Origin of the sequence: Streptomyces sp. NBC_00829 (assembly GCF_045161795.1) — a bacterium.
Lineage (GTDB): Bacteria > Actinomycetota > Actinomycetes > Streptomycetales > Streptomycetaceae > Streptomyces.
The window spans coordinates 902,116-923,647 of the sequence record NZ_CP108867.1; the positions used below are offsets into that span (position 1 = coordinate 902,116).

Here is a 21,532-nt window from a genome sequence, read left to right on the forward strand (position 1 = left end):
GCGTGGCCGCAGGTTCAGCTCGCGGGCAGGCCGTAGACGCGGCACGCCGTGAGCTCGAAGACGGCCCGGCGTTCGTCCTCGCTCAGGCCCTCGGTGAGCGCGCGGGCGGTGGCGACGACCTCGGCGTAGCTCGCGGCGAGTGTGCAGACCGGCCAGTCGGAGCCGAACATCAGCCGGGCGGGGCCGAAGGCGTCGAGGACGGTGTCGGCGTAGGGGCTGAGGCCGGGCACGGTCCAGGTGGACCAGGATGCCTCGGTGACCAGGCCGGAGAGCTTGCAGACGGTGTTCGGCCGGGCCGCGAGGGCCCGTACGTCGGCCGCCCAGGGTTCCATCTCTCCGGAGGCGACGGGCGGCTTGCCGAGGTGGTCCAGTACGAACGTGAGCCGGGGCAGACGGGCGGCGGCCTCGGCAGCCGCGGGGAGCTGGTGCGGCTGCACCACCAGGTCGTAGACGAGTCCGGCGTCGGCGACGGCGGCAAGTCCCCGCAGGACGTCGGGGCGCAGCAGCCAGTCCGGGTCGCTCTCGCCCTGGACCTGGTGGCGGATGCCGACGAGGCGGTCACCGCCGGGAAGGCGGCGCAGCGCCGCGAGGGTGTCGGCGGCATCGGGCGCGGTGAGGTCGGTCCAGCCGACGACACCCGCGACGAGTTCGTTTCCGTCGGCGAGGGCGAGGAATTCGGGGGTCTCCTCCGCGACGGTGATCGTCTGGACGAGGACGGTGGCGTGCACTCCGGCGGCGCGCGCCTGGGGGGCGAGGTCGTCGACGGAGAAGTCACGGCGGATCGGGGCCATCTCGGGGCCGGTGATCCACTCCTGGTCCCGTACGGACAGATCCCACACATGGTGGTGGGCGTCGATGATCGTCATGGGCTCACAGCTCCCAGACGACGGGCAGCGGGGCCTCGGCGCCGTCGGCGGAGTAGTCGTGCACCGTGTCGAGCAGTTCGGCCATCCGGGCCTGCCAGGCGATGTTGACGGGGAGTTTCTCCAGGGAGGCGAGGAGCAGGGCGTAGTCGGCGCAGTCGAGGAGGTGGAAGAGGTCGGTGCCGCTGCGCCAGATGGTCCAGGAGGTGACACCGGCGGCGCGGATGGCGCCGGTCAGCTCTTCGGGGACCTCGCGGTGGGCCGCCTCGTACGCGGCGACGCGGTCGGCGCGGACCGTGGTGTGCAGCGCGACTCTCATCGGGCTTCCCCTCTCATTGGTGTTCCCGGTCGTTGGGCAGCAGTCCTTCGGCGCGCAGCTCGTCCCAGAGCCCGGTCGGGACGGTGCGGGCCAGCATGTCGGCCGCGTCGCGTACTTCGGCCGCGGAGCGCGTGCCGACGAGGACGCCTGCGACGGCCGGGTGGGTGAGCGGGTAGTGCAGTGCGGCTGCGCGCAGCGGTACGCCGTGGCGTTCGGCCACGGCACTGAGCCGCAGGGCGCGCCCGAGGATCTCCTCGGGCGCCTCGGCGTAGTCGTAGGGGGCGCCGGGCCGGGGGTCGGCGAGGAGCCCGGAGTTGAAGACCCCGCCGACGACGACGCTCTTCCCCCGGGCGGCAGCCTCGGGCAGCAGTTCGGTGAGCGCGCTCTGGTCGAGAAGGGTGAAGCGTCCGGCGCACAGGACGGCGTCGACGTCGGTGTCGCGGAGGAAGCGGGTGAGCATGGAGGTCTGGTTCATACCGGCGCCGATCGCGCCGACGACGCCTTCGGCGCGCAGCCGTTCCAGCGCCGGGTAGCCGTGGCGGAAGGCCGCTTCCTCGTGTTCGTCCGGGTCGTGCAGATAGACGATGTCGATCCGGTCGACGCCGAGTCGTTCCAGGCTGGCCTCGATGCTGCGGCGCACTCCGTCAGCGCTGAAGTCCCAGACGCGCCGGTGGTCGGCAGGGACGGCGAAGCCGTGGGCGAGGTCGTCGCCTTCGGCGGGGCAGGGTTCGAGCAGCCGCCCGACCTTGGTGGAGAGCGTGTACGCATCCCGGGGACGGGTCCGCAGCGCCTCGCCGAGCCGGCGCTCGGACAGGCCGAGGCCGTAGTGGGGAGCGGTGTCGAAGGTGCGGATGCCGGCGTGCCAGGCGGCGTCGACCGCCGCCGAAGCGGTAGCGGGCTCGACCGCGGCATACAGATTGCCGACGCCCGCGGCCCCGAAGGACAGCTCCGTGATGGCGACCTTGCTGTGCCCGAGCGTGCTCCATCGCATCCGGTACTGCCCTCTCGCTGAGGTTTCCGCCGACCACGATGAATATTCATCGGATCACTTAAGGGCGTCAACACCCAAGGAGGGGCGAAATCTTGCCCCGGGCGGGCGATCTGTCCGATCTCTGCCTACTGCGGGGCCTATGGGTGCGATCTCTGCCCGCTCGGGGGGCCTATCGGGTGGCCGCGAGGAGTTCGTCGAGCTCCTCCCCCAGGCTCCGCGCGAGCCGGTCGAGGTCCGGGACGGCCTTGCCGTCGGCGACCAGTCCGGCATGCACCCGTCCGCCGTACGTCGACAGGGCGATCGCCAGAGACTGCCCCCGGGCCAGCGGCGCCATCGGATAGATCTCGCGCAGCGGGCTGCCGCCGAGCGAAAGGGCCGAGCGCGGCAGCGGCACGCTGGTCACCAGGACGTCGAAGAGCATCCGGGCCGCACCGCCCGCCAGGGGGGCGCCGAAGCGGTGAGCCAGGGGAGGCAGTTGATCGGCGAGCACGGTCAGCGCCCCGGCGCCGCGCCAGGGACCCGCCGCCTTGTTGCGGTCCATGCCGGTCCGCACGGCATCCAGCCGTGAGCGCGGGTCGGGGTCGCCGACGGGCAGATCGAGGAGATAGGCGGAGAACTTGTTGCCCGACCCGGCGGGGCTGCCGGGCCTGCGCCGGGACACAGGCACAAGGGCGCGCGGGTCGGCGGCCGGCAGCGGTTCTCCGCGCTCCTCCAGCCAGCGCCGCAGCGCACCGGCGACCACCGCGAGCAGCACGTCGTTGGCGGTGCCGCCCATCGCCCGCCGTACTCGCTGGACGTCTTCGAGGTCCAGCACGGCGGTGCCGAGCCGCCGGGTTCCACTGGAGCCGGCCGAAAGCGCGGGCGTGCCACGGGCGTCGAGCCTGCTGGCCCGTACGACGGAGGCGCCGACACCCACGGCCCTGCCCAGCTCCTCGATGCGGCCCCGGGCGAATCCGGCCACCTGCCGGGGACCGGTGAGCCAGTTCCCCGGTTCGGCGGTGCGCGCCCGCCGGACGCCTGCGGTGCGGGCACCTGCGATCTCGTCGAAGATCCCCGCGCCGATGGAGACCGCGCGCATACCGTCGGCCAGGGCGTGGTGCAGCTTGACGAGCACGGCGAAGGGGCCGTCCTCCTCCCCGGTCAGCAGATACATCTCCCAGGGCGGCAGACCTCGTTCGAGCGGACGTTCCATCAGTTCACCGGCGATGGCGGCGGCCTCGGCGGCGAAGTCGCCCTCCGGGATCCGGACCTCGCGCACATGACGTCGTACGTCGAAGTCCTTGGCGACCGCCCAGGCCGCCCCGCCGATGGGAAGCCAGACGTCCCGGACCCGCATCCGCAGCCGGCGGATGGCCGCCGCACGGGTGGCGAGCAGGTCGATGACACGATCACCGCTCTGCGCACCCGGGGCCGGGGCGAAGAAGGCCAGCGCGCCGAGATGCATCGGGTGCCCGGCCGATTCGAGGTGCCAGAACGCCAGATCGAGGGGGGCAAGAAGCTCGCTGCTCAAGGGGGACCTCTTGTCCTAGAAGGTGTCCTGAAAAGACCAGGAGGGTGAAGTCAATCGCCTACGGTCGGTTACGGTCAAGTACGATCAGTTCACGGACAGTTAACAACAGGTAAGCATCAATGGCGCACTCGGACGGGGACGATGAATTCGCACCAGACGCACTTGCCGCTGCCCCTCGACTCCACGCCCCAGGCTTCCGCCAGCCGGTCCACGAGCATCAGCCCTCGCCCGGAGACTCCCGACTCCCCCGCGTCCCGCCTGCGCGGCAGGGCGCTGGAACGGTCCTCGACCTCCACCCTCAGCCTCCGTTCAGGACCCGCCAGCACCCGGACCGTCACGATCGCTCCTCCGTCGGTGTGCATCAGCGCATTGGTGATCATCTCGTCGGCCGCGAGCTCGATCTCGTCCGACCGCTCGCGCGCGCCCCAGGCCCGTACGGCCGCAAGGATCATGTGCCGGGCCGAACGCAGCGCCTCGGGGTCGTTCTGCGCCACATGCTGTTGAAGCCGACCGCCCGACTGGGGGGTGTAGGCACCCTTTCGGCGCAGCAGCAGGAGTGCCACGTCGTCGTCCCCGCCCCGCTCGTCCACCACCTCGCACAGCCGGTCGGCGAGCAGCTGAAGATCTCGCGGGCCGTTGCGCACCATCGCGGTCAGCAGCTGCATCCCGTCGTCCAGGTCGGCGCCCGGCTGCTCGACCAGCCCGTCGGTGTAGAGGAGGAGGGTCTGCCCGGGATCCAAGTCGACCGTGCTGACGGGGTATTCGAGCCGGCCGAACTCCGCCGACAGTCCCAGCGGCAACCCGCCCTCCACCGGCAGTCTGCGGCAGTCCCCGTCGTTGTCCCGGATCAGCGGGTCGACATGCCCGGCACGCACCAGCTGGACGACGCCGGTCGTCAGGTCCACCTCGGCGTACATGCAGGTCGCGAACCGTTCGGTGTCCAGTTCGTGCAGGAACACGGAGGCGCGCGCCATCACGGTGGCGGGGGTGTGCCCCTCCGCGGCGTACGCCCGCAAAACGATGCGCAGCTGCCCCATCACCGCCGCCGCGTCGGTGTCGTGTCCCTGTACGTCGCCGATGACCGCCCCGACGCGTCCCCCGGGCAGCGCGATGATGTCGTACCAGTCGCCGCCGATGTCCCGGCCTATCCGCGCCGAGCGGTAGCGCACGGCGATCTGGGCCCCGGGCACATCGGGGATGCGCCGGGGCAGCATCGCCTGCTGGAGCCCCTCGGCGAGGTCGTGCTCCTGCTCGAACAGGACGGCGCGCTGGAGGCTCTGCGCGATGCTGCTGCCGAGGGCGACCAGCAGATTGCGCTCCTCGGAGCTGAAGCCGGTCTTGTCGCCGTACAGGAGACCGAGTGCTCCGATCGGGCGGGCCTGGGCGATCAGCGGCAGATAGGCGGCGGAGGTGATGTGCAGGTCCTCGATATGCGGCCAGAGCAAGGGATAGGAGTCGGCGAAATCCCGCTCGGACTCGATGAAGCGGGGCGTCAGGGTGCGCACCACCTCGCTCATCGGGTACTCCTCGTCCACCCGGGTGTAGCGGGTGCCGGGCACGAAGGAGCCCTCGGGCCCTTCGGCGACCAGATGGATCCGGCCCGACTCCAGCAGCCCCATGACGAGACTGGTCGCGCCGAAGTGCTCCAGGCCGTGCGAGTCCTTCAGGACGTCGATGACGTCCTGGACGGTGCGCGCGTGGGCGAGGGCGGCCGTGGTGCTCTCGACGACGCTGGTCTGCCTGCGGCGGTCGGTGTCGGCCGCCACGAGCTCGGTGGAGTCGGCGAGCTCCTCGGTGGCATCGCGGACGATGCCGATGATCCGCAGCGGCCGGCCCGTCTCGTCCCGGATGACGGAGGCCTGGGTGTGCGTCCAGCGCAGGGTTCCGTCGCGGAGCCGGATGCGGAAGTACACGCCGTAGCGGTCACTGCCGTTCTTGAGTGCCTGCGACACCAGAGTGTCCAGGCGGACGGCCTCGTCCGCCGGCACGCGGAGAGCCAGGCTCTCCGGACGGCCGTCGTACTCACCGGGGCGCAGATCGAACACCTCGTGACCGGGCTGGTCCAGGTGCATCAGCCCGCTGACCAGGTCCCAGTCGAAGCTCCCCATGCCGTTGACGGACAGACTCAGCTCCGAGCCGGCCGGCCAGTCGTCGGGAAGCGACAAGGCACCCGCTGCCCGATCAACCATGTGGCCACTCTGCCATCATTTGTCTGATTCTTCGACCGGTTCGGACCGATCCGCTCAACCCTGGAAGGTGTCCGGCTCGGCCGGGACCTCGGAGGGGATGAGCAGGTCCGGCTGGGACGGGGTGACCGTGTCCCCGGAGGGCACGTCGGGCGCAATCGGGGGTGGGAACTGCTCGCTCGGTGTGCCCGTCGACGGATCGGCGGGCGGATTGACCGGCGCCGCGGTCGACGGCGGGGCGACGCTGCTCGGCATGTCGGGCCGCGTCGCGTCCCCGGACGGTGTCGGGTCACCGGGCACGAGCGGCTCGGCGGTCGGCGGATAACTGAAGATGTCGTCCGGCGTCACCGGCGGCAGCACATCGGGGCGCTTGTCGGCTTCACCGTTGGTCCCGGTCCTGCGCTCGATCCAGGTGTTGTTGACGACGTCGACGATCACAATGCTGTCGACGATCCGCGAGGTCGGTTTGACGACGACCACCTGATCGGGCAGATAGCCCTGCCACGGTGTGCCGGTTGTGACGACGGCACCCCGGACGGCGACCGGCGGCTTCAGCGGGTTTCCGCAGGCGCAGCGCACGCGCGGCGCCCCGTATCCGTCGACGAGCACAGCGGTGCCCGCCTGCAGCACGGCCTGGTAGCCGGTGGCGGAACCCCCGCGGTAGCCGTTGTCGGTCACGCGGGTGTCGGCGCGCAGGACGACGGGGGTCAGACCGCGCAGGAAATCCGGAACGGCTGACGGCGAGATGCCCGACGCGCGGGCGAAGGCGCGCGCCTTCGCCTGGTCCTCGCCGAGGAACCTGACCTGCTGCTCGACATCGCAGCTGCCCACCGACTGCGTGCCGCCGTAGAGGCCGGGCGTCGCACCCGACAGCGTGCGCAGGGTCAGCCCTCTGGCCGGGCTGCTCGATGCGCTCGACGGGGCGGGCGACGCGGGCGACGGAGCACCCTCGGTGACGGCCGTCGAGCCGGTGAACGGGTCGGGCCCCCGGTCCGCGACGGGCTGGAGGTGGACCTCCTTCGAATCCGTCGCCGCACTGCTTGCGCCGCCGCACCCGGCCGCAAGAAGCGCGACGGACACGGCGGCGGCGACCGCGGCGCACCGCCGACGAATGGGTGGACGCACGAAGATCTCCCGACTCTTCACCCCGATGTGTTCCTCAAGTTCTGCCGGATTCCGCCGACCCCCGCGACTTGAACGCGTTCAAGAATGCCCTTAGTGTCTGGCCAAGGAATTGAACACGTTCAAGCCCAGGGGTGGGGTGCGCGGTGTCCGTACTGGTCAACCTGATCGTGATGCTCGGCATGCTGGTCGTGGTGCCTGCCGGACTGCGGCTGATGGACGCCGACGAGCTCGCACCCATTCGGCGGACGTGGCTGTTCTTCGCCGTCCCGGGTGCGATCTCCCTCTGGCTTCCACGTTCGACCGCGGCCACCGTGCTCGCCGGTGTCTACGCACTGGGCACACTCGCCCTCGCCGCTCGGGCCCCGCGCCGGATCGCCCGCACCCGCTCACTCGCGCCCGCCGAGATCGCGGTCCTCACCGCACTGCTGACACCGTCCGTCGCGGGGGTCGCACTCGTCGCCGAGCGCTCCGGGCACGAGTTGTTCGGCTTCGGCCTCGCGATCCTGGCGCTGACCGTGCTGCACTTCCACTTCGCCGGTTTCACCGCGGCACTGGTCGCGGGGCTGGTCTGCCGGGCGACGGCCGGACAGGCCGCCGGCGCCGGACGCTTCGCGGCGCTGAGCGTGCCGCTCGGCACCCTGCTCGTCCTGGCCGGCTACTTCGTGGACGACTGGGCGGAACTGCTGGGGGCGCTCGTACTGACCGCGGGAATGTGGACCGTGGCCCTGCTGACGTGGCGCGATGTCCGTGCGGGCGAACGCGACCGGTTCGCCCGCACGCTGCTGGCCGTCTCCGCCGCCGTCCTGGTGGCGACGATGCTGCTCGCCGTGAGCTGGGCGCTCGGCGAGGCCACGGGCCTCCCCCACCCCAATCTCACCTGGATGGCCGCCACCCACGGCCTCGGCAACGCCCTCGGCTTCGCGCTCTGCTCGGTGCTGGCCTGGCGACGACTGAAGGAGACAGCCGTATGAGGAACGTCCGCCCACTCAACTACGCGGAGGTCGGGGCGACCCGCCTCGGCCCCCTGCCCGACGGATACCACCACCTCCACCACACCGCCCGGATCGGCCGTGGCCGCGCCGCCTACGAAGAGGCCGGGGAGGCAGTCACCACCTGGCGGATGCACCGGGCGGCGGGCGCCCGGGTGCGCTGCACGGCGACGCGCGCCGAGCCCGGCGTCCGCCTGGAGGTCTCGGCCGGCGCGGGGCCCGTGCGGTTCGCCGCGCCCTGCGAGGTGATCTGGACGGCGTACGGGAGCGACCGCACCGGCTTCGCCTACGGAACGAGGACCGGACACCCCGAGCAGGGCGAGGAGTCCTTCGTCGTCGACCTGCGGGACGACGGCTCGGTCTGGTTCACCGTCATGGCCTTCAGCCGCCCCGCGACCTGGTACACCCGGCTCGCGGGCCCGCTGGTGCCCGTACTCCAGCGCTGGTACGCACGGCGGCTCACCCAGACGCTGCGACGCATCGCCACTGACTGAATACTGGAGGTGATGGAGTGGTTCAGCGAAGGTGACTACTGGCTGAGCCGGCTGGTCTTCCAGCGGGCTCTCGCCGCCGTGTATCTCATCGCCTTTCTCACCGCGGCCCTGCAGTTCCGGGCCCTGATCGGAGAGCGGGGCATGCTGCCGGTGCCCGCGTTCGTACGCCGGGTGCCGATGCGCCGCGCTCCCAGCCTGTTCCAACTGCGCTACTCCGACCGGCTCTTCGCACGCTGCGCTTGGACGGGCTGCCTGCTCTCGGCCGCGCTGGTCGCGGGCGCCGCCGACCGGCTCCCCCTGGCGGTGGCGATGGCATGGTGGGCGGTGTTGTGGGCGCTGTATCTGTCGATCGTGAATGTGGGTCAGACCTGGTACGGCTTCGGCTGGGAGTCGCTGCTCCTCGAAACGGGCTTCCTCGCCGTCTTCCTCGGCAATGAACGCACGGCCCCACCGGTGATCGTGCTCTGGCTGATGCGCTGGGTGCTGTTCCGGGTCGAATTCGGCGCGGGAATGATCAAACTCCGTGGCGACCGGTGCTGGCGCGACCTGACCTGTCTGTACTACCACCATGAGACCCAGCCGATGCCTGGTCCGCTGAGCTGGTACTTCCATCATCTGCCCAAACTCTTCCACCGGGTGGAGGTGGCGGCCAACCATGTGACCCAACTCCTCGTGCCGGTTCTGCTGTTCACCCCTCAGCCGATAGCGAGCGTGGCCGCCGCGACGATCGTGCTGACCCAGCTCTGGCTGGTCCTCTCGGGCAATTTCTCCTGGCTGAACTGGCTGACCATCGCGCTGGCACTCTCCGCCGTGGACGGCTCCCTGATCGCCGGTCCGCCCGCGCTGCCCGCCCCACCGCTCTGGTACGAGATCGTGGTGATCGCCGTCGGCGCTCTGCTCATCGCTCTGAGCCACCGCCCGGCGCGCAATCTGTTCTCCCGGCGGCAGTCGATGAACCGCTCCTACGACCCTTTCCATCTGGTCAACGCCTACGGTGCGTTCGGCACCGTGGGACGGGTGCGCCACGAGCTGGTGATCGAGGGCACGGACGACACGGTGCTCCACCAGGGCTCGGTGTGGCGGGAGTACGCGTTCAAGGGCAAGCCCGGCGATGTGCGCCGGCTGCCGCGCCAGTTCGCTCCGTACCATCTGCGGCTCGACTGGATGATGTGGTTCGCCGCGCTCTCCCCCGCCTATGCGGGCTCCTGGTTCGGCCCCTTGGTGGAGCGGCTGCTCGACGGGGACCGGGACACGCTGCGGCTGCTGGGCCGCAATCCCTTCCCGGCCGCGCCGCCCGCGTACGTCCGCGCCAGGCTGTACCGCTACCGGTACACGACCTGGCGCGAACGGCGTGACACCGGTGCCTGGTGGCACCGGACCCCGGTACGCGAATTCCTCAGGCCGACCAGGCTACTTTGAACACCCAGGCGATCCTTCCGGCCTTGCGGGCCGCGGCGGGCACATCGATCACGAGCGCCCCGCCGGTCGTCCGCCAGGACAGCGGACGCCCGTACCCGAGCATGGTCACCTTGTCACCGGCCCGGACCGGGACCGGCGCCTCGACGGTGAGGGTACTCCCGGGCTCGGCGAGCGAGTGGATGTAGAAACCCTTGTCGGGACGGACGGTGAAACGCAGATCCTCGCCCAGCTGCGGCATCCGCGCCCAGTACGTACTGCCGTAGATCGCCTCGCCGTTGACCTTGAGCCACTGGCCCGTCTCACGCAGCCTGCGCTGCATGATCTCGGGGATCGTGCCGTCGGCACGCGGCCCGATGTCGAGAAGGAAGTTCCCGTTCTTGGAGACGATGTCGACCAGTGAGTGCACCACTTCCTCGGTGGTCATGTAACGGTCGTCGGGCGTGGCCGCGTTGTAGCCGTAGCTGAAGGGGTCGAGTCCGCGGCTCGACTCCCATTTGTCGGTGACGATGGAGTCGTACGTCGTGTACTCGGGGGTCGTGAAGTCGTGCGGGCCGATCCCCGAGCGGTTGTTGACGGCCACGTCGATCGGCCGGGCCCTGTTCTTGGCGTGGTTGAAGTACTCCGCGAGGACCCGGTGGCTGTCGTTGGCGCCGCCGATGTCGCACCACAGCAGCTCGGGGTCGTAGTCGTGGATCAGCTCCAGCATCTGCGGGGCCTGGAGATCCTTGATGTAGTCGCCGGGCCGGTGGCCGGTGTACGGCACGGACTCCAGGGTGTACGGATTGCGCGGGGCGTGTCCCATCCAGGGGCTGTCGGGGTTGAACCACTCCGGCATGGAGAAGTACAGGCCGCGGTGGAGCTCGGGGGTGTAGCGGCGCGAGGCGTCGAAGAGCTCCCTGATCAGGTCCCGCCTGGGCCCCATCTTCACGGAGTTGCGGTCGCTGACCTTGGTGTCCCACAGGGCGAAGCCCTCGTGGTGCTTGGACGTCAGGACGTGGTACTGCGCGCCCGCGTCACGGAACAGCTCGACCCAGGAGCGGGGATCGAAGCGTTCGGCCCTGAAGCGCGGGATGAAGTCGTCGTACGCGAAGGACTCGCCGTACATCTGGCGGTGATGGGTGTGCGTGGGGTTGCGGGGGTCCTGCATGTGGTTCCAGTACCACTCGGCGTACTGCTTGCCGACGGGTGCCCACGCGGGCACGGAGTAGATGCCCCAGTGGATGAAGATGCCGAACTTCACGTCCTGGAACCAGTAGGGCGCCTGGTGGGCGGTGAGCGAGGCGTCGGTCGCCCGGTAGTCGGGCACACCGAGGGTGAGGGGTCGTTTCACGGCCGCCGCCTGCCCGCCCCGGCCGCGTGCCACGACGGTGCCGTCCTGGACGGTGCCGGGCCGGGTGCCGGGTCTGCTGCTGATGCCGATGCGGACTCTGGCCTGTTCGCCGGGGGCGAGGCGGCGCACGGAGGCGGGGGCGGTGGTGCGGGCTCCGGGCACGTTCACCGAAAGGGTGAGGCGGTCGGCGGCGAGGACGGGAACGGTACCTGCGTTGACGACGGTGGCTTCGACGCTCTGCGCGCCGGCATCGAGCAGGGAGGCCGTGGAGCGAGCGTCACGCAGGGCCAGCGCCCGTCCCTGGGCGGCTGGTTGGAGGGTGAGGGCGAAGATGTGGAGCGAGGTCCTGTTCGGCTCGGCGGGGTTGGTGACGGGCAGGGTCACTGCCACGGCTTCTCTGGTGGCGTCCATGGCGAGTTCGGCGGTGGCGATGACGACCTGGTGGGGGTCCTTCTGCCCGTCCGGCCGATAGCGGTAGGCGGCGGTGAGCGGACCGCTTCCGGAGTACCAGTCGGGGCCGCCGAGCCCGGCGCGCTGAGTGGTGCCGTCCGCGTAGTGCACGGTGGCCCCGCCGGATGCGGCGCCGTAGCTGCCCGAGACGAGGAACAGGCCGGAGAGATAACGGCCCTTGGGGAGTTCGATGCGCTGTCCGAGAGCGACGATGTTGTTCTTGGCTCCCGCGGTAGCGGTGGGGAAGCGATAGGCGATGCCGTCGATCTCCAGCCGCCCGGAGGGGAGTTCCTCACCGGGGAAGGTGTAGCCGGAGCCGTCGAAGTTGCCGCCGCGGGCGTCCGCGGTGTCGATGCCGTCGTTGTCGAACCAGCGGTCGAGCGGGACGGGCACGGCGGCGGGGACCGTGCCCCAGTCGCCGCCCCGGGGGTGCTGCTGCTCCTTCTGTGATCGAGGGCTCGCATCGGCCGTGGCCGGGAACACAAAGGCGGCGCCGACTGCCGCCCCCGTCGTCATTCCGAGTACGTGGCGCCTGGGGAGTTCGGTCATGACATCCGATGATTGGAGCACGACAGGGTCATGTCAATGCTCACAACCAGACATCCGCCAACTTTCCCCCCTCAGCCATCGGATGACCAGCGCCTCACTTCACCGAGTAACTCTGTTAGTTGTAGTCTCACGGCGGAGCCGGCGCACCGGAACACCTGGGTACCGGGCGGCTTTCAGAGCGGCTTCACCCGCAACTGCCCCCGCGAGGGACCGGACTTGGCGGCTCGCGTACGAATAGCACGCGGGCCGCCGCGCGACCGGCACGGCGGAGGAGTCACAGGCACCAGGGGCGCGCCGCTTCGGCGCCGCTCACCATCGGAGGCACTACGACCGCCACGGTCCGCCTCGTCGTGGAAAGGGACCACACCCATGGACGTTGAGCTCGTCTCCCGCGCACTGACGACGCTTCCGGCGGACGACGAACATCCGTACCGGACCGGACCGTGGCGGCCGCAGACCGCCGAGTGGCGGGCCGACGACCTGGAGGTGGCCGGCGAGATCCCCGCCGATCTCGACGGCGTCTACCTCCGCAACACCGAGAACCCGGTTCATCCCGCGCTCACGCTCTACCACCCCTTCGACGGGGACGGGATGATCCATGTGGTGGGATTCCGGGACGGAAAGGCCTTCTACCGCAACCGTTTTGTGCGCACGGAGGGCTTCCTCGCGGAACAGAAGGCGCGACAGTCGCTGTGGGCGGGCATCGCGGAGCGCCCCTCCCTCTCCCTGCGTGAGGACGGCTGGGGCGCGCGGACCCGGATGAAGGACGCCTCCAGCACGGACATCGTCGTCCACGCCGGCCACGCGCTGACCAGCTTCTGGCAGTGCGGCGACGTCTACCGTCTCGACCCGCTCACGCTGGACACGCTCGGCACCTCGCCCTGGGCGCCCGACTGGGGAGTGTCCGCGCACACCAAGGTCGACGAGGCGACCGGCGAGCTGCTCTTCTTCTCGTACGCGACCGAGGCGCCGTATCTGCGCTACGGCGTCGTCGGACCCGACAGCCGTCTCAAACACCTCACCGATGTCCCTCTCCCGGGCCCCCGCCTCCCGCACGACATGGCGTTCACCGAGAACTACGCCGTGCTCAACGACTTCCCGCTCTTCTGGGACCCGGAGCTGATCGCCCGGGGCAAGTACGCCTCGCGCTTCCACCCGGACCTGCCGAGCCGCTTCGGCGTCCTGCCCCGCCTGGGCACCGAGGTCCGCTGGTTCGAGGCGGACCCCACCTACGTCCTGCACTTCACCAATGCCTACGAGGACGGCGACGAGATCGTCCTCGACGGCTTCCACCAGGGGTGCCCGGAACCGGAGGACCCGCGCGGCGAGGGCATTCATCAGCGGATGTTCCGCTTCCTCGCGGTGGAGCGGCTGCAGACCCGGCTGCACCGCTGGCGGCTCAACCTCCGTACGGGACAGGTCAAGGAGGAGCGCCTCAGCGAGCGTTTCACCGAGTTCGGAATGATCAACCCGGGTCACGGCGGGCGCTCCTACCGCTATGCGTACGCCTCGACCCAGCAGCCGGGATGGTTTCTCATGGACGGCATCGTCAAGCACGATCTCAGGACGGGGAGCGAGGAGCGGTACGCCTACGGGGACGGGGTGTTCGGAAGCGAGACGGCCATGGCTCCGCGCGTCGGCTCGGCCGGGGAGGACGACGGCTACCTTGTTACGCTGACCACCGACATGAACGCCGATCGTTCCGAGTGCCTGGTCTTCGACGCCGCACGTCTGACCGACGGTCCTGTCGCCCGGGTGCGCCTTCCGGAGCGGATCTCCAGCGGCACACACTCCACCTGGGCGCCCGGCTCCGCGCTCCCCGGCTGGCTCGAAGGGCCCGCGGACGTCTGAGAGTCTGGAAGCACCGTGACCGACGAGGCGCCGACCCCGCTGCCGGCCGGCGGGCAGAACGCGATCGCGGTCACCTTCGGCCTGCTGGGCGACGAGTGGACGCTGCTGATCCTGCGCCACGCCCACCTGGGTGTGCGCCGCTACCAGGACTGGCACGCCCTCCTCCCGATCTCGGACGCGGTGCTCACCGGACGGCTCGGCAGACTCACCGAGCACGGGCTGCTGACCCGGTACGCGTACCAGCAGCGGCCCGTGCGCCACGAGTACCGCCTCACCGCGCGCGGGCTCGGTCTCTGGCCGGTGCTGGTCTCCATCTGGGGCTGGGAGTTCCGCTGGGTCGCCGGCCGGCGCGAGGAACTTCCGTGGATGGGGCACCGCTCCTGCGGACGCACCAGCGAACCGGCGATGGCATGCGACGGCTGCGGCGGTGCCGCCGGGCCGCGCGAGGTGCGCTCGGTGACCGGGCCGAGCGGTGCGGCCGTCCGGTCCGTCCCGGCGGGCGTGACACGGCGCCGCAGCACGGCGGGGGACTCGGGCGCGGCCGGTCTCTTCCCGGAGACGACGGCACTGATCGGCAACCGCTGGTCGGTCGGTCTGCTGGGGGCGGCCTTTCTCGGCGACCACCGCTTCGGGGAGTTCCAGGAGCGGCTCGGGGCGCCCCCGGCCATGGTGGCGGACCGGCTGAAGACCTTCTGCTCGCTGGGAGTTCTCTCGGCGACGGGTTCGACGTACCGGCTCACCGCCAAGGGCCGGGCGTTCTTCCCGGTGGTGATGACGCTCATCGACTGGGGTCAGCGCTGGTACGCGGCGCCGGAGGGGCCCGCGCTGGTGTCCGTACACCGCTCCTGCGGGCGGGAGTTCTCGCCGAGGCTGGTGTGCGACGCGTGCGGTGAGCGGCTGGTGGGGCGCGATGTGCTGGTGCTCGACCAGGTACGTGCGGCTCCCTGACCGTCCGTACCCCCTGCCCGTCGGCAGGGGGTACGGGGGCGAAAGCGCACCACTCAGTCGATACCGGGCAGGATGTGCGGCTCCGCGAGGTCTTCCTCGTAGCCGGCGAGGCGGATCGGGGCCGACCGGGCCCAGACTTCGAGACTTCCAAGCTCATTGGACCGGGCGGCCCGGTCGCCGCTGCGTTCTTGCGGCCGCTTCTCGTGCTTCGTCACTTCTGATGTCACCGCGCACTCCTCTGTGTCGCGTAACTGGGACAAGGGCAGTTCGGTCGCGGTGGCGCCGGCACTCGGGCGGGACCGCAGCCCGGTTGAAGGCTTGTCCCAGGACGGCCAAGGGAGATTCGTGGATCCCTTGGTGGCGTCCGTTCACCCCAGAGTAACCATATGAGCAGAGCCCCGCTCGATGGGGCCTGTAAATCTCCTGTAAAGCAACTCAAACCCGGCCAACAATCTGTCCCTGTACGGGGCTTCGCGGGATCGTGCGCGGATGACCTCCGGGACAGGCGCACGGCCGCCTCGACGGCAGAACAGCCCTGGTGACCGGGGTATCCCGCGGCATCGGCCTCGCCGTCGCCGAAAGACCGGCCGAAGCGGGGCCAAGATGGTGGTCACAGCCGGGACACGGATGGAGTAATGCGGGCGACAGCCGGGCTGCGGACGGCGGGCGCCCAGGCCGCGGGCCGCGCGGGCGACATCGGCGGCGACCCGGGCGATGTGGCGGGGGCGGTGCGGTGGCTGGTTTCGGACGAGGCGGCGTGGGGGACAGGGGCGGATCTGCTGGTGGACGGCGTACGAGGTGCGCGCCGCGGCGGGCACCCTCGTACGCCGTCCACGAGGTGCTGAGATCTACCAGTTCGCCGGAGCGTAGTCCTTGAGGAAGCAGCCGTAGAGGTCCTCGCCGTCCTCGCCGCGCACGATCGGGTCGTAGACGCGGGCCGCGCCGTCGACCAGGTCGAGCGGGGCGTGGAAGCCCTCGTCGGCCAGGCGCATCTTGTCCGGGTGGGGACGCTCGTCGGTGATCCAGCCGGTGTCGACGGCGGTCATCAGGATGCCGTCGGTCTCGAACATCTCCTGCGCGCTGGTGCGGGTGAGCATGTTCAGCGCGGCCTTGGCCATGTTGGTGTGCGGGTGGCCGGCGCCCTTGTAGCCGCGGCTGAAAACGCCCTCCATGGCGGAGACGTTCACCACGTAGCTGCGCTTGGCGGCGGCTGCCGCCATGGCCGGGCGGAGCCGGCTGATGAGGATGAAGGGCGCGGTGGAGTTGCACAGCTGCACCTCGAGCAGCTCGACCGGGTCCACCTCGGAGACCGTCTGGATCCAGCTGTTGGTGTCGTGCAGATCGGGGACGAGGCCACCGGCGTCGATGGCGGTCCCCGCCGCGATGCGCTCCAGCGAGGCCGAGCCGCTGACCAGCGCCAGATCGGTGACGTCCTGGGCGGTCAGACCCTCACCGGCGGCCGACGGCAGCGCCGCGACCGAGTCCACCGCGCCGCTGCCGAAGGTGCCGATGACCTGGGCGGGCGGCAACTCTCCCGCGGGCAGCGGGGCGGACTCGGCGGCGACCAGTTCGCTGTACGCCTGCGGGGAGCGGCGTACCGTCTGCGCGGCGTTGTTGATCAGGATGTCGAGCGGGCCCTCGGCTGCGACGGAGTCGGCGAGGGCGACGACCTGCGCGGGGTCACGCAGGTCGATACCTACGATCTTGAGGCGGTGGATCCACTCGTCGCTGTCCGGCATCGCTTTGAAGCGGCGGATCGCGTCGTTGGGGAAGCGGGTGGTGATGGTGGTGTGAGCACCGTCACGCAGCAGCCGCAGGGCGATGTACATGCCGATCTTGGCCCGGCCGCCGGTGAGGAGGGCGCGCCTGCCGCTCAGGTCGGTGCGGGCGTCGCGGCGGGCGCGGTTCTCGGCCGCGCACTTCTGGCAGAGCTGGTGGTAGAAGGCGTCGACCTCGACGTACCGGGTCTTGCAGATGTAGCAGGACCGGGGCCGCTGGAGTATTCCGGCGATCTCGCCGCTGACCGAGGAGGAGGGCAGCAGGCCCTCGGTCTCGTCGTCGATGCGCTCGGCGGAGCCGGTCGCGGTGGCCTCGGTGACCGATTTGTCGTGGGCGGTCTTGGCGGCCCTGCGCTCCTGGCGGCGGCGCTGTTTGACCGTCCGGTAGATGCCGGCCGTGGCACGGCGGACCGCGATCGCGTCGGGGTGGTCGACGTCCAGCTTGTCGAGTTCGTCGAGCACGCCGAGGCAGACGGCCAGGCGCTCCGGGTCGATGCCCGGGCCGAACACCGGGCTGTCCTCTGTCACCGTCATTGCCTCTGCCGTTTCTCGATCACTCACACGCCATGGTTTTCAAAAGCGCAACTTTACTGAGCAAAAGGGTGACGGCAAAATCCGGACGGGCCGGAGAATCCGGCCCGTCCGCCGCTCGGTGACGTTTGCGACGTCTACGCGAAGAGCTGGGCCAGCCAGGTGCGCCAGGCGTCCTCGTTCCTGGCCGCGTCCGCGCCGGGGGCGAAGTCGTGCACGCTCACCCCGACCGGCGCGCCGAAGTGGTTGCGGCCGAAGACGCGGTACATCGCCTCGTCCGTGCGCAGCCCGATGAAGTACGCGTTGCGGTAGTCGAGCACCGCGTCGACGCGGCCTGCTCCGGGCAGCTCGACCTGCACCGCAGCGCCCTGGGTGGCGTCGTCGGACAGGCCCAGTCCGCGGCCGACGACCTCCAGGCCCTGCGGCGCCTTCGAGGCGTCGGGGGCGTCGAGCGTGGCGAAGGCGGCACCGCGTCCGCCGAAGTGCTCCAGATACTGGCGCAGGGTGTGCAGATAGAAGTCCGTGTGCTTGTCGGCGCCGTCGTACTGGTTCTCCCAGTCGTCGACGAAGATGCCGCTGTGCACATAGCGCACCCAGGAGCCGCCGCCCTCGCGCGGTTCGATGACATGGTCGAGCTGGTTGAGGGTCTGCTGCGCGAAATCCTGGAGGTTCTCGGTACGGCCGGTGAGCCGGTGCGGCGGGTCCCACTCGGCGATCGTGCTGCCGAAGGGGCCCGCGCCGCCCTTCTTGGGCTCGTACTCCAAGGGCCAGAGCCAGCCGCCCGTGCCGGTGGTGATCGCGTCCCACACCTCCTGGGGGCTCGCGTCGGTCTCGAACTCCCGGACGATCTCGAATTCCTTGGACATGGTGACTCCTGATGCTCGGGCGCGCTCGGGCGCAGGGACGACGTGCCCGTCCTGGACAGGCGCTTGCCGGTGCCGGCGGTGACGGGGGGTCGATCAGGCCGACGGCTCCTCCGCCTCGACGGCGGGTGCCGCGGGCGGGTTCTTCACGGTGGGGTGGAGGGCGACGACGATGCGGTGCTCCCGGCCGCCGGGGGCGTCCTCGTCGTGGTACTTGGCGATCAGGGCGCCGACGCCCTGGGTCAGCTCCTCCACGAACGCGGCCCTCGCGGCGGCGGACGCGAAGCGCACCTCGCCGTCGAGCGCATAGGTCGCAAGCCGCTTGCGGGCCTTGGCGGCGCCCGTGATGAGGGTGCCGACATCGCGGACGAGGCGGGCGGCGACCGCGAGCATCCAGCGGGCGGAGAGCTGGTCGCGGAAGCGGCCCGGGTCGGGCTGCACGGCGGCCAGGGCGAGCGGCGAGATGACGTACGAGGCCGCGGTGGCCCGCATGAGCCGCTCGGTGACATTGCCCTTCCTGCGCTCGCCGGCGAGCTCGACCAGGCCATGCCGCTCCAGGGCCTTGAGGTGGTAGTTCACCTTCTGGCGGGGCAGCCCGACGCGGCCGGCGAGCATGGTCGCCGACGCCGGACCGGCGGCGAGCTCGGCAAGGAGCCGGGAGCGCATGGGGTCCAGCGAGACGGCGGCAGCCGCCGAATCCTCGATCACGGTCACGTCCAACATGGCTCCACCCTCTCACCGACAACTTTTTTTGTCCAGACTCAATTCCTGTTCGGCGAGCCGCGCCCCCGGCGAGCAGGGGGAAGGTGGCCGAATCCCGTGAGTGACCAGGAGAATTCACCTTGGTCTAGACCCTTGAAGGTCATCGGGCGACGCAAACCCGCCATCATCTCCCCGACCTGGGCTCCCTCCCCCGGTGCCGCGCCCGGCCCGGGGCGAAGTGGGCCGCCCGCGAGGGAGATCCGGGAACGGCCTCGACTGGGGCATTGCATCCGTTTCTCGCCAGGTTTCACAATGTCCACACAGGTTCACCGGCTCTCGCCCCACTATGTGATCCGACAGAGCGGTGGCACGGGGCGTCGTCGACACGCCCCGACCACCGCAGGGGGGCAAGGGCATACCGGACTCCGGTCCGGCATGCCCTCCGGGGAGGAACCGACACTCATGAGGCGCAGCGTCCGCACGGCTGCCTTGTCCACTACGAGCGCACTACTGCTGGCCCTCGCCGCACCGACCGCCACAGCGGCCGGGGCGCCGGCACCGCGTATCGATCTGAAGGTCCTGGTGGTGGACGACGGAGGACCGGCCACCGCCGCCATCGCCGCCGAACTCGACGGCTCGGGAACGCCGTACACCCTGCTCGACCTGCAGCAGGCGGACCGGCCGGTGATCGACGCGGGGTTCCTCGCCGACACCGTGGACGGCCGGCCGCGCGCCAGGTTCCAGGCCGTGGTGCTGCCCAACGACAACCCGTTCGGGGGCGGTTCGGCGGAGATGGCCGCCCTCGCCTCGTACGAGAAGACCTTCGCGATCCCACAGGTGGACGCCTACACCTACGCGCGTCCGGCCGTCGGACTCGACGTCCCGTTCAACGGCGGCTACGCCGGGCCGCTCGACGGGGTGCGCGCCCAGGTGACCGCGGCAGGAAAGGCCGGGCCGTTCGGCTACCTGGAGGGAGCCGTGCCCTTCGAGGACAACTCCCCCTCGGTCGGCGAGAGCTGGGCGTACGCGGCCCGCCCGGCGGCGGGCGCCGACTACACCAGCTACATCGACGTGCCGCTGCCGAACCTGCCGGGACAGCGGGGATCCGTCGTCGGCGAGTACCGCCACGACGGGCGCCGCGAACTAGTCGTCACCTTCGTCTACAACCAGTACCAGCAGCAGTTCCGGCTGCTCGCCAAGGGCATAGCCGCCTGGCTGACCCAGGGCGTGCAGATCGGCGCCGCGCGCAACTACTTCTCCGTCCACGTGGACGACGTATTCGCCGAGGACGACCGCTGGGACACCGTCCTCAACTGCACCCCGGGCGACGTCGACTGCCCGCCGGGGCAAGGTGTGCAGAACCCGATCCGGATGACCGCGGCGGACGCCCAGCACGCGGCGCAGTGGTCCGCGTCCAAGGGCTTCACCCTCGACATGGTCTACAACGGCGGCGGCAGCGAGCAGTACAAGGTCGAGAACGGCGGCACCGACCCGCTCGCCCAGCAGCTCACGGCCGACCGGAACGACTACCGCTGGGTGAACCACACCTACAACCACCCCTTCCTCGGCTGTGTCCAGGACGTCAGCGTCGTCCCGTGGGTCTGCTCCAAGAACCCCGACGGCACCACCCAGTACGTCACCACCGCCGAGATCTCCCAGCAGATCGGGGACAACCGCGCCTGGGGCGAGCGGACCGGACTTCCGCTGCACAACGACGAACTGGTCACCGGGGAACACTCGGGGATGCGTGTCCTGCCCCAGCAGCCGGACGACAATCCCCAGCTCACACCCGCGCTCGCGGCCGGCTCCATCGCCTGGCTCGCCTCCGACAACTCCCGCGAGCCCGCCCAGCGCAAGGTCGGCCCCGCCCTCACGGTGCCCCGCTACCCGATGAACGTCTTCTACAACGCGGGGCACGTCGCCGAGCAGATCGACGAGTACAACTGGATCTACACCCGCAGGGCGGACGGCGGCAGCGGCATCTGCGAGACCGCGGCCAACTCCACCTGCCTCGACGAACCGCTGGACGCCACCACCGGCTACGCCCAGTACGTGGTGCCGCTGGAGGCCAGGATCGGGCTCGGCCACGTCCTCGCCAACGACCCCCGGCCGCACTTCGTCCACCAGTCCAACCTGGCCGAGGACCGTATCGCCTACCCGGTGCTGAACCGCATCCTCGACGACTACGCCTCGCTGTACGCGGACAACACCCCGCTCGTGAACCTGCGCCAGCGCGACATCGGCGCGGAGCTGCGCGACCGGGCCGCCTGGAACACCGCCGTCAAGGACGGCCGGGTGACCGCCTACCGCATCGGCGACACCGTCACCGTGCAGGCGCCCAGAGGCGTTCAGGTGACCGCGACCATGCCCTCCGGCACCGTCCAGGAGCTGTTCCTCGGCACGGCCGCCTTCGGGAGCCCCTACGCGGGCTCTCTCTCCGGCTGGGTCTCGCCCGGGGAGTTCCAGGACCGGGTCACGCTGAACCTGCCCACGGCAGCGCCGGCCGCCGCCCGCACCGCGAAGGCCGCGCCGGTCCAGGGCAGCGCTCCCCGGCTGCCACTTCCTGTCGGCGTGCGCCGCCACGTCCCGTACGGCACCACCCGCTGAAGGATTCGGCGACCGGTCCCGGGCACC

General features: G+C 70.6%; 18 protein-coding genes. 7 read left to right on the top strand and 11 right to left on the bottom strand.

From position 1 onward, the window contains the following. Positions 1 to 14: 14 nt before the first annotated feature. The 6 genes from OG293_RS03715 to OG293_RS03740 all read right to left on the bottom strand — a co-directional run bounded on the left by OG293_RS03715 (position 15) and on the right by OG293_RS03740 (position 6,994). A complete protein-coding gene (locus OG293_RS03715) occupies positions 15 to 866 on the bottom strand; it encodes an amidohydrolase family protein (RefSeq protein ID WP_405997313.1) in 852 nt (283 codons plus the stop codon). Positions 867 to 870: 4 nt separating this feature from the next. Continuing rightward, positions 871 to 1,182 carry an L-rhamnose mutarotase gene (locus OG293_RS03720; protein ID WP_405997314.1) on the bottom strand — a complete coding sequence of 104 codons (312 nt, stop codon included), beginning with the start codon at positions 1,180 to 1,182 and terminating at the stop codon, positions 871 to 873. Positions 1,183 to 1,195: 13 nt separating this feature from the next. Further along, positions 1,196 to 2,173, bottom strand: coding sequence for an aldo/keto reductase (locus tag OG293_RS03725; protein ID WP_405997315.1), 978 nt, complete (start codon positions 2,171 to 2,173; stop codon positions 1,196 to 1,198). Between the two features lie 169 nt (positions 2,174 to 2,342). Next, on the bottom strand, positions 2,343 to 3,683 hold the full coding sequence (locus OG293_RS03730; RefSeq protein WP_405997316.1) for a wax ester/triacylglycerol synthase family O-acyltransferase: 1,341 nt from the start codon (positions 3,681 to 3,683) through the stop codon (positions 2,343 to 2,345). A 116-nt stretch (positions 3,684 to 3,799) separates the two neighbouring features. Next, positions 3,800 to 5,872: a SpoIIE family protein phosphatase gene (locus OG293_RS03735; RefSeq protein ID WP_405997317.1), complete on the bottom strand. Its 2,073-nt coding sequence runs from the start codon at positions 5,870 to 5,872 to the stop codon at positions 3,800 to 3,802. A 54-nt stretch (positions 5,873 to 5,926) separates the two neighbouring features. Continuing rightward, positions 5,927 to 6,994, bottom strand: a complete 1,068-nt coding sequence (locus OG293_RS03740; RefSeq protein ID WP_405997318.1) for a DUF6777 domain-containing protein — start codon at positions 6,992 to 6,994, stop codon at positions 5,927 to 5,929. A 143-nt stretch (positions 6,995 to 7,137) separates the two neighbouring features. On the opposite strand from OG293_RS03740, the gene OG293_RS03745 reads away from it, so the two are divergent. From OG293_RS03745 to OG293_RS03755, 3 genes are read left to right on the top strand one after another with little or no spacing between them, the layout of a single operon-like run. Next, entirely contained in the window at positions 7,138 to 7,965 is an 828-nt protein-coding gene (locus OG293_RS03745; RefSeq protein WP_405997319.1) for a YndJ family protein, read from the top strand. Beyond that, complete coding sequence (locus OG293_RS03750; protein WP_405997320.1) at positions 7,962 to 8,477, top strand: DUF1990 family protein; 516 nt, start codon at positions 7,962 to 7,964, stop codon at positions 8,475 to 8,477. Before OG293_RS03745 ends, OG293_RS03750 begins: the two co-directional genes overlap by 4 nt. A 12-nt stretch (positions 8,478 to 8,489) precedes the next feature. After that, entirely contained in the window at positions 8,490 to 9,896 is a 1,407-nt protein-coding gene (locus OG293_RS03755; protein ID WP_405997321.1) for a lipase maturation factor family protein, read from the top strand. Here OG293_RS03755 and OG293_RS03760 read toward each other — a convergent pair. Next, complete coding sequence (locus tag OG293_RS03760) at positions 9,874 to 12,225, bottom strand: alpha-L-fucosidase (protein WP_405997322.1); 2,352 nt, start codon at positions 12,223 to 12,225, stop codon at positions 9,874 to 9,876. The two genes, OG293_RS03755 and OG293_RS03760, sit on opposite strands and share 23 nt — an antisense overlap. A gap of 369 nt (positions 12,226 to 12,594) precedes the next feature. Here OG293_RS03760 and OG293_RS03765 point away from each other — a divergent pair, with 369 nt between their 5' ends. Then, entirely contained in the window at positions 12,595 to 14,076 is a 1,482-nt protein-coding gene (locus tag OG293_RS03765) for a carotenoid oxygenase family protein (protein ID WP_405997323.1), read from the top strand. Positions 14,077 to 14,091: 15 nt separating this feature from the next. Beyond that, positions 14,092 to 15,024 carry a winged helix-turn-helix transcriptional regulator gene (locus tag OG293_RS03770; RefSeq protein WP_405997324.1) on the top strand — a complete coding sequence of 311 codons (933 nt, stop codon included), beginning with the start codon at positions 14,092 to 14,094 and terminating at the stop codon, positions 15,022 to 15,024. Between the two features lie 53 nt (positions 15,025 to 15,077). Here the strand turns inward: OG293_RS03770 and OG293_RS03775 are convergent, their stop codons facing one another. Next, on the bottom strand, positions 15,078 to 15,251 hold the full coding sequence (locus OG293_RS03775; protein ID WP_405997325.1) for a hypothetical protein: 174 nt from the start codon (positions 15,249 to 15,251) through the stop codon (positions 15,078 to 15,080). Between the two features lie 408 nt (positions 15,252 to 15,659). Here OG293_RS03775 and OG293_RS03780 point away from each other — a divergent pair, with 408 nt between their 5' ends. Continuing rightward, a complete protein-coding gene (locus OG293_RS03780) occupies positions 15,660 to 15,869 on the top strand; it encodes a hypothetical protein (RefSeq protein ID WP_405997326.1) in 210 nt (69 codons plus the stop codon). Between the two features lie 3 nt (positions 15,870 to 15,872). Here OG293_RS03780 and OG293_RS03785 read toward each other — a convergent pair whose 3' ends face one another. From OG293_RS03785 to OG293_RS03795, 3 genes are all read right to left on the bottom strand, one after another. Further along, on the bottom strand, positions 15,873 to 17,336 hold the full coding sequence (locus tag OG293_RS03785; RefSeq protein WP_405997327.1) for an SDR family NAD(P)-dependent oxidoreductase: 1,464 nt from the start codon (positions 17,334 to 17,336) through the stop codon (positions 15,873 to 15,875). Between the two features lie 134 nt (positions 17,337 to 17,470). Then, a complete protein-coding gene (locus OG293_RS03790) occupies positions 17,471 to 18,199 on the bottom strand; it encodes an SRPBCC domain-containing protein (protein ID WP_405997328.1) in 729 nt (242 codons plus the stop codon). Positions 18,200 to 18,292: 93 nt separating this feature from the next. After that, positions 18,293 to 18,919, bottom strand: coding sequence for an ArsR/SmtB family transcription factor (locus tag OG293_RS03795; RefSeq protein ID WP_405997329.1), 627 nt, complete (start codon positions 18,917 to 18,919; stop codon positions 18,293 to 18,295). A 441-nt stretch (positions 18,920 to 19,360) separates the two neighbouring features. Between OG293_RS03795 and OG293_RS03800 the strand changes: the two genes are divergently transcribed. Next, positions 19,361 to 21,505, top strand: a complete 2,145-nt coding sequence (locus tag OG293_RS03800; RefSeq protein WP_405997330.1) for a hypothetical protein — start codon at positions 19,361 to 19,363, stop codon at positions 21,503 to 21,505. Positions 21,506 to 21,532 lie beyond the last annotated feature (27 nt).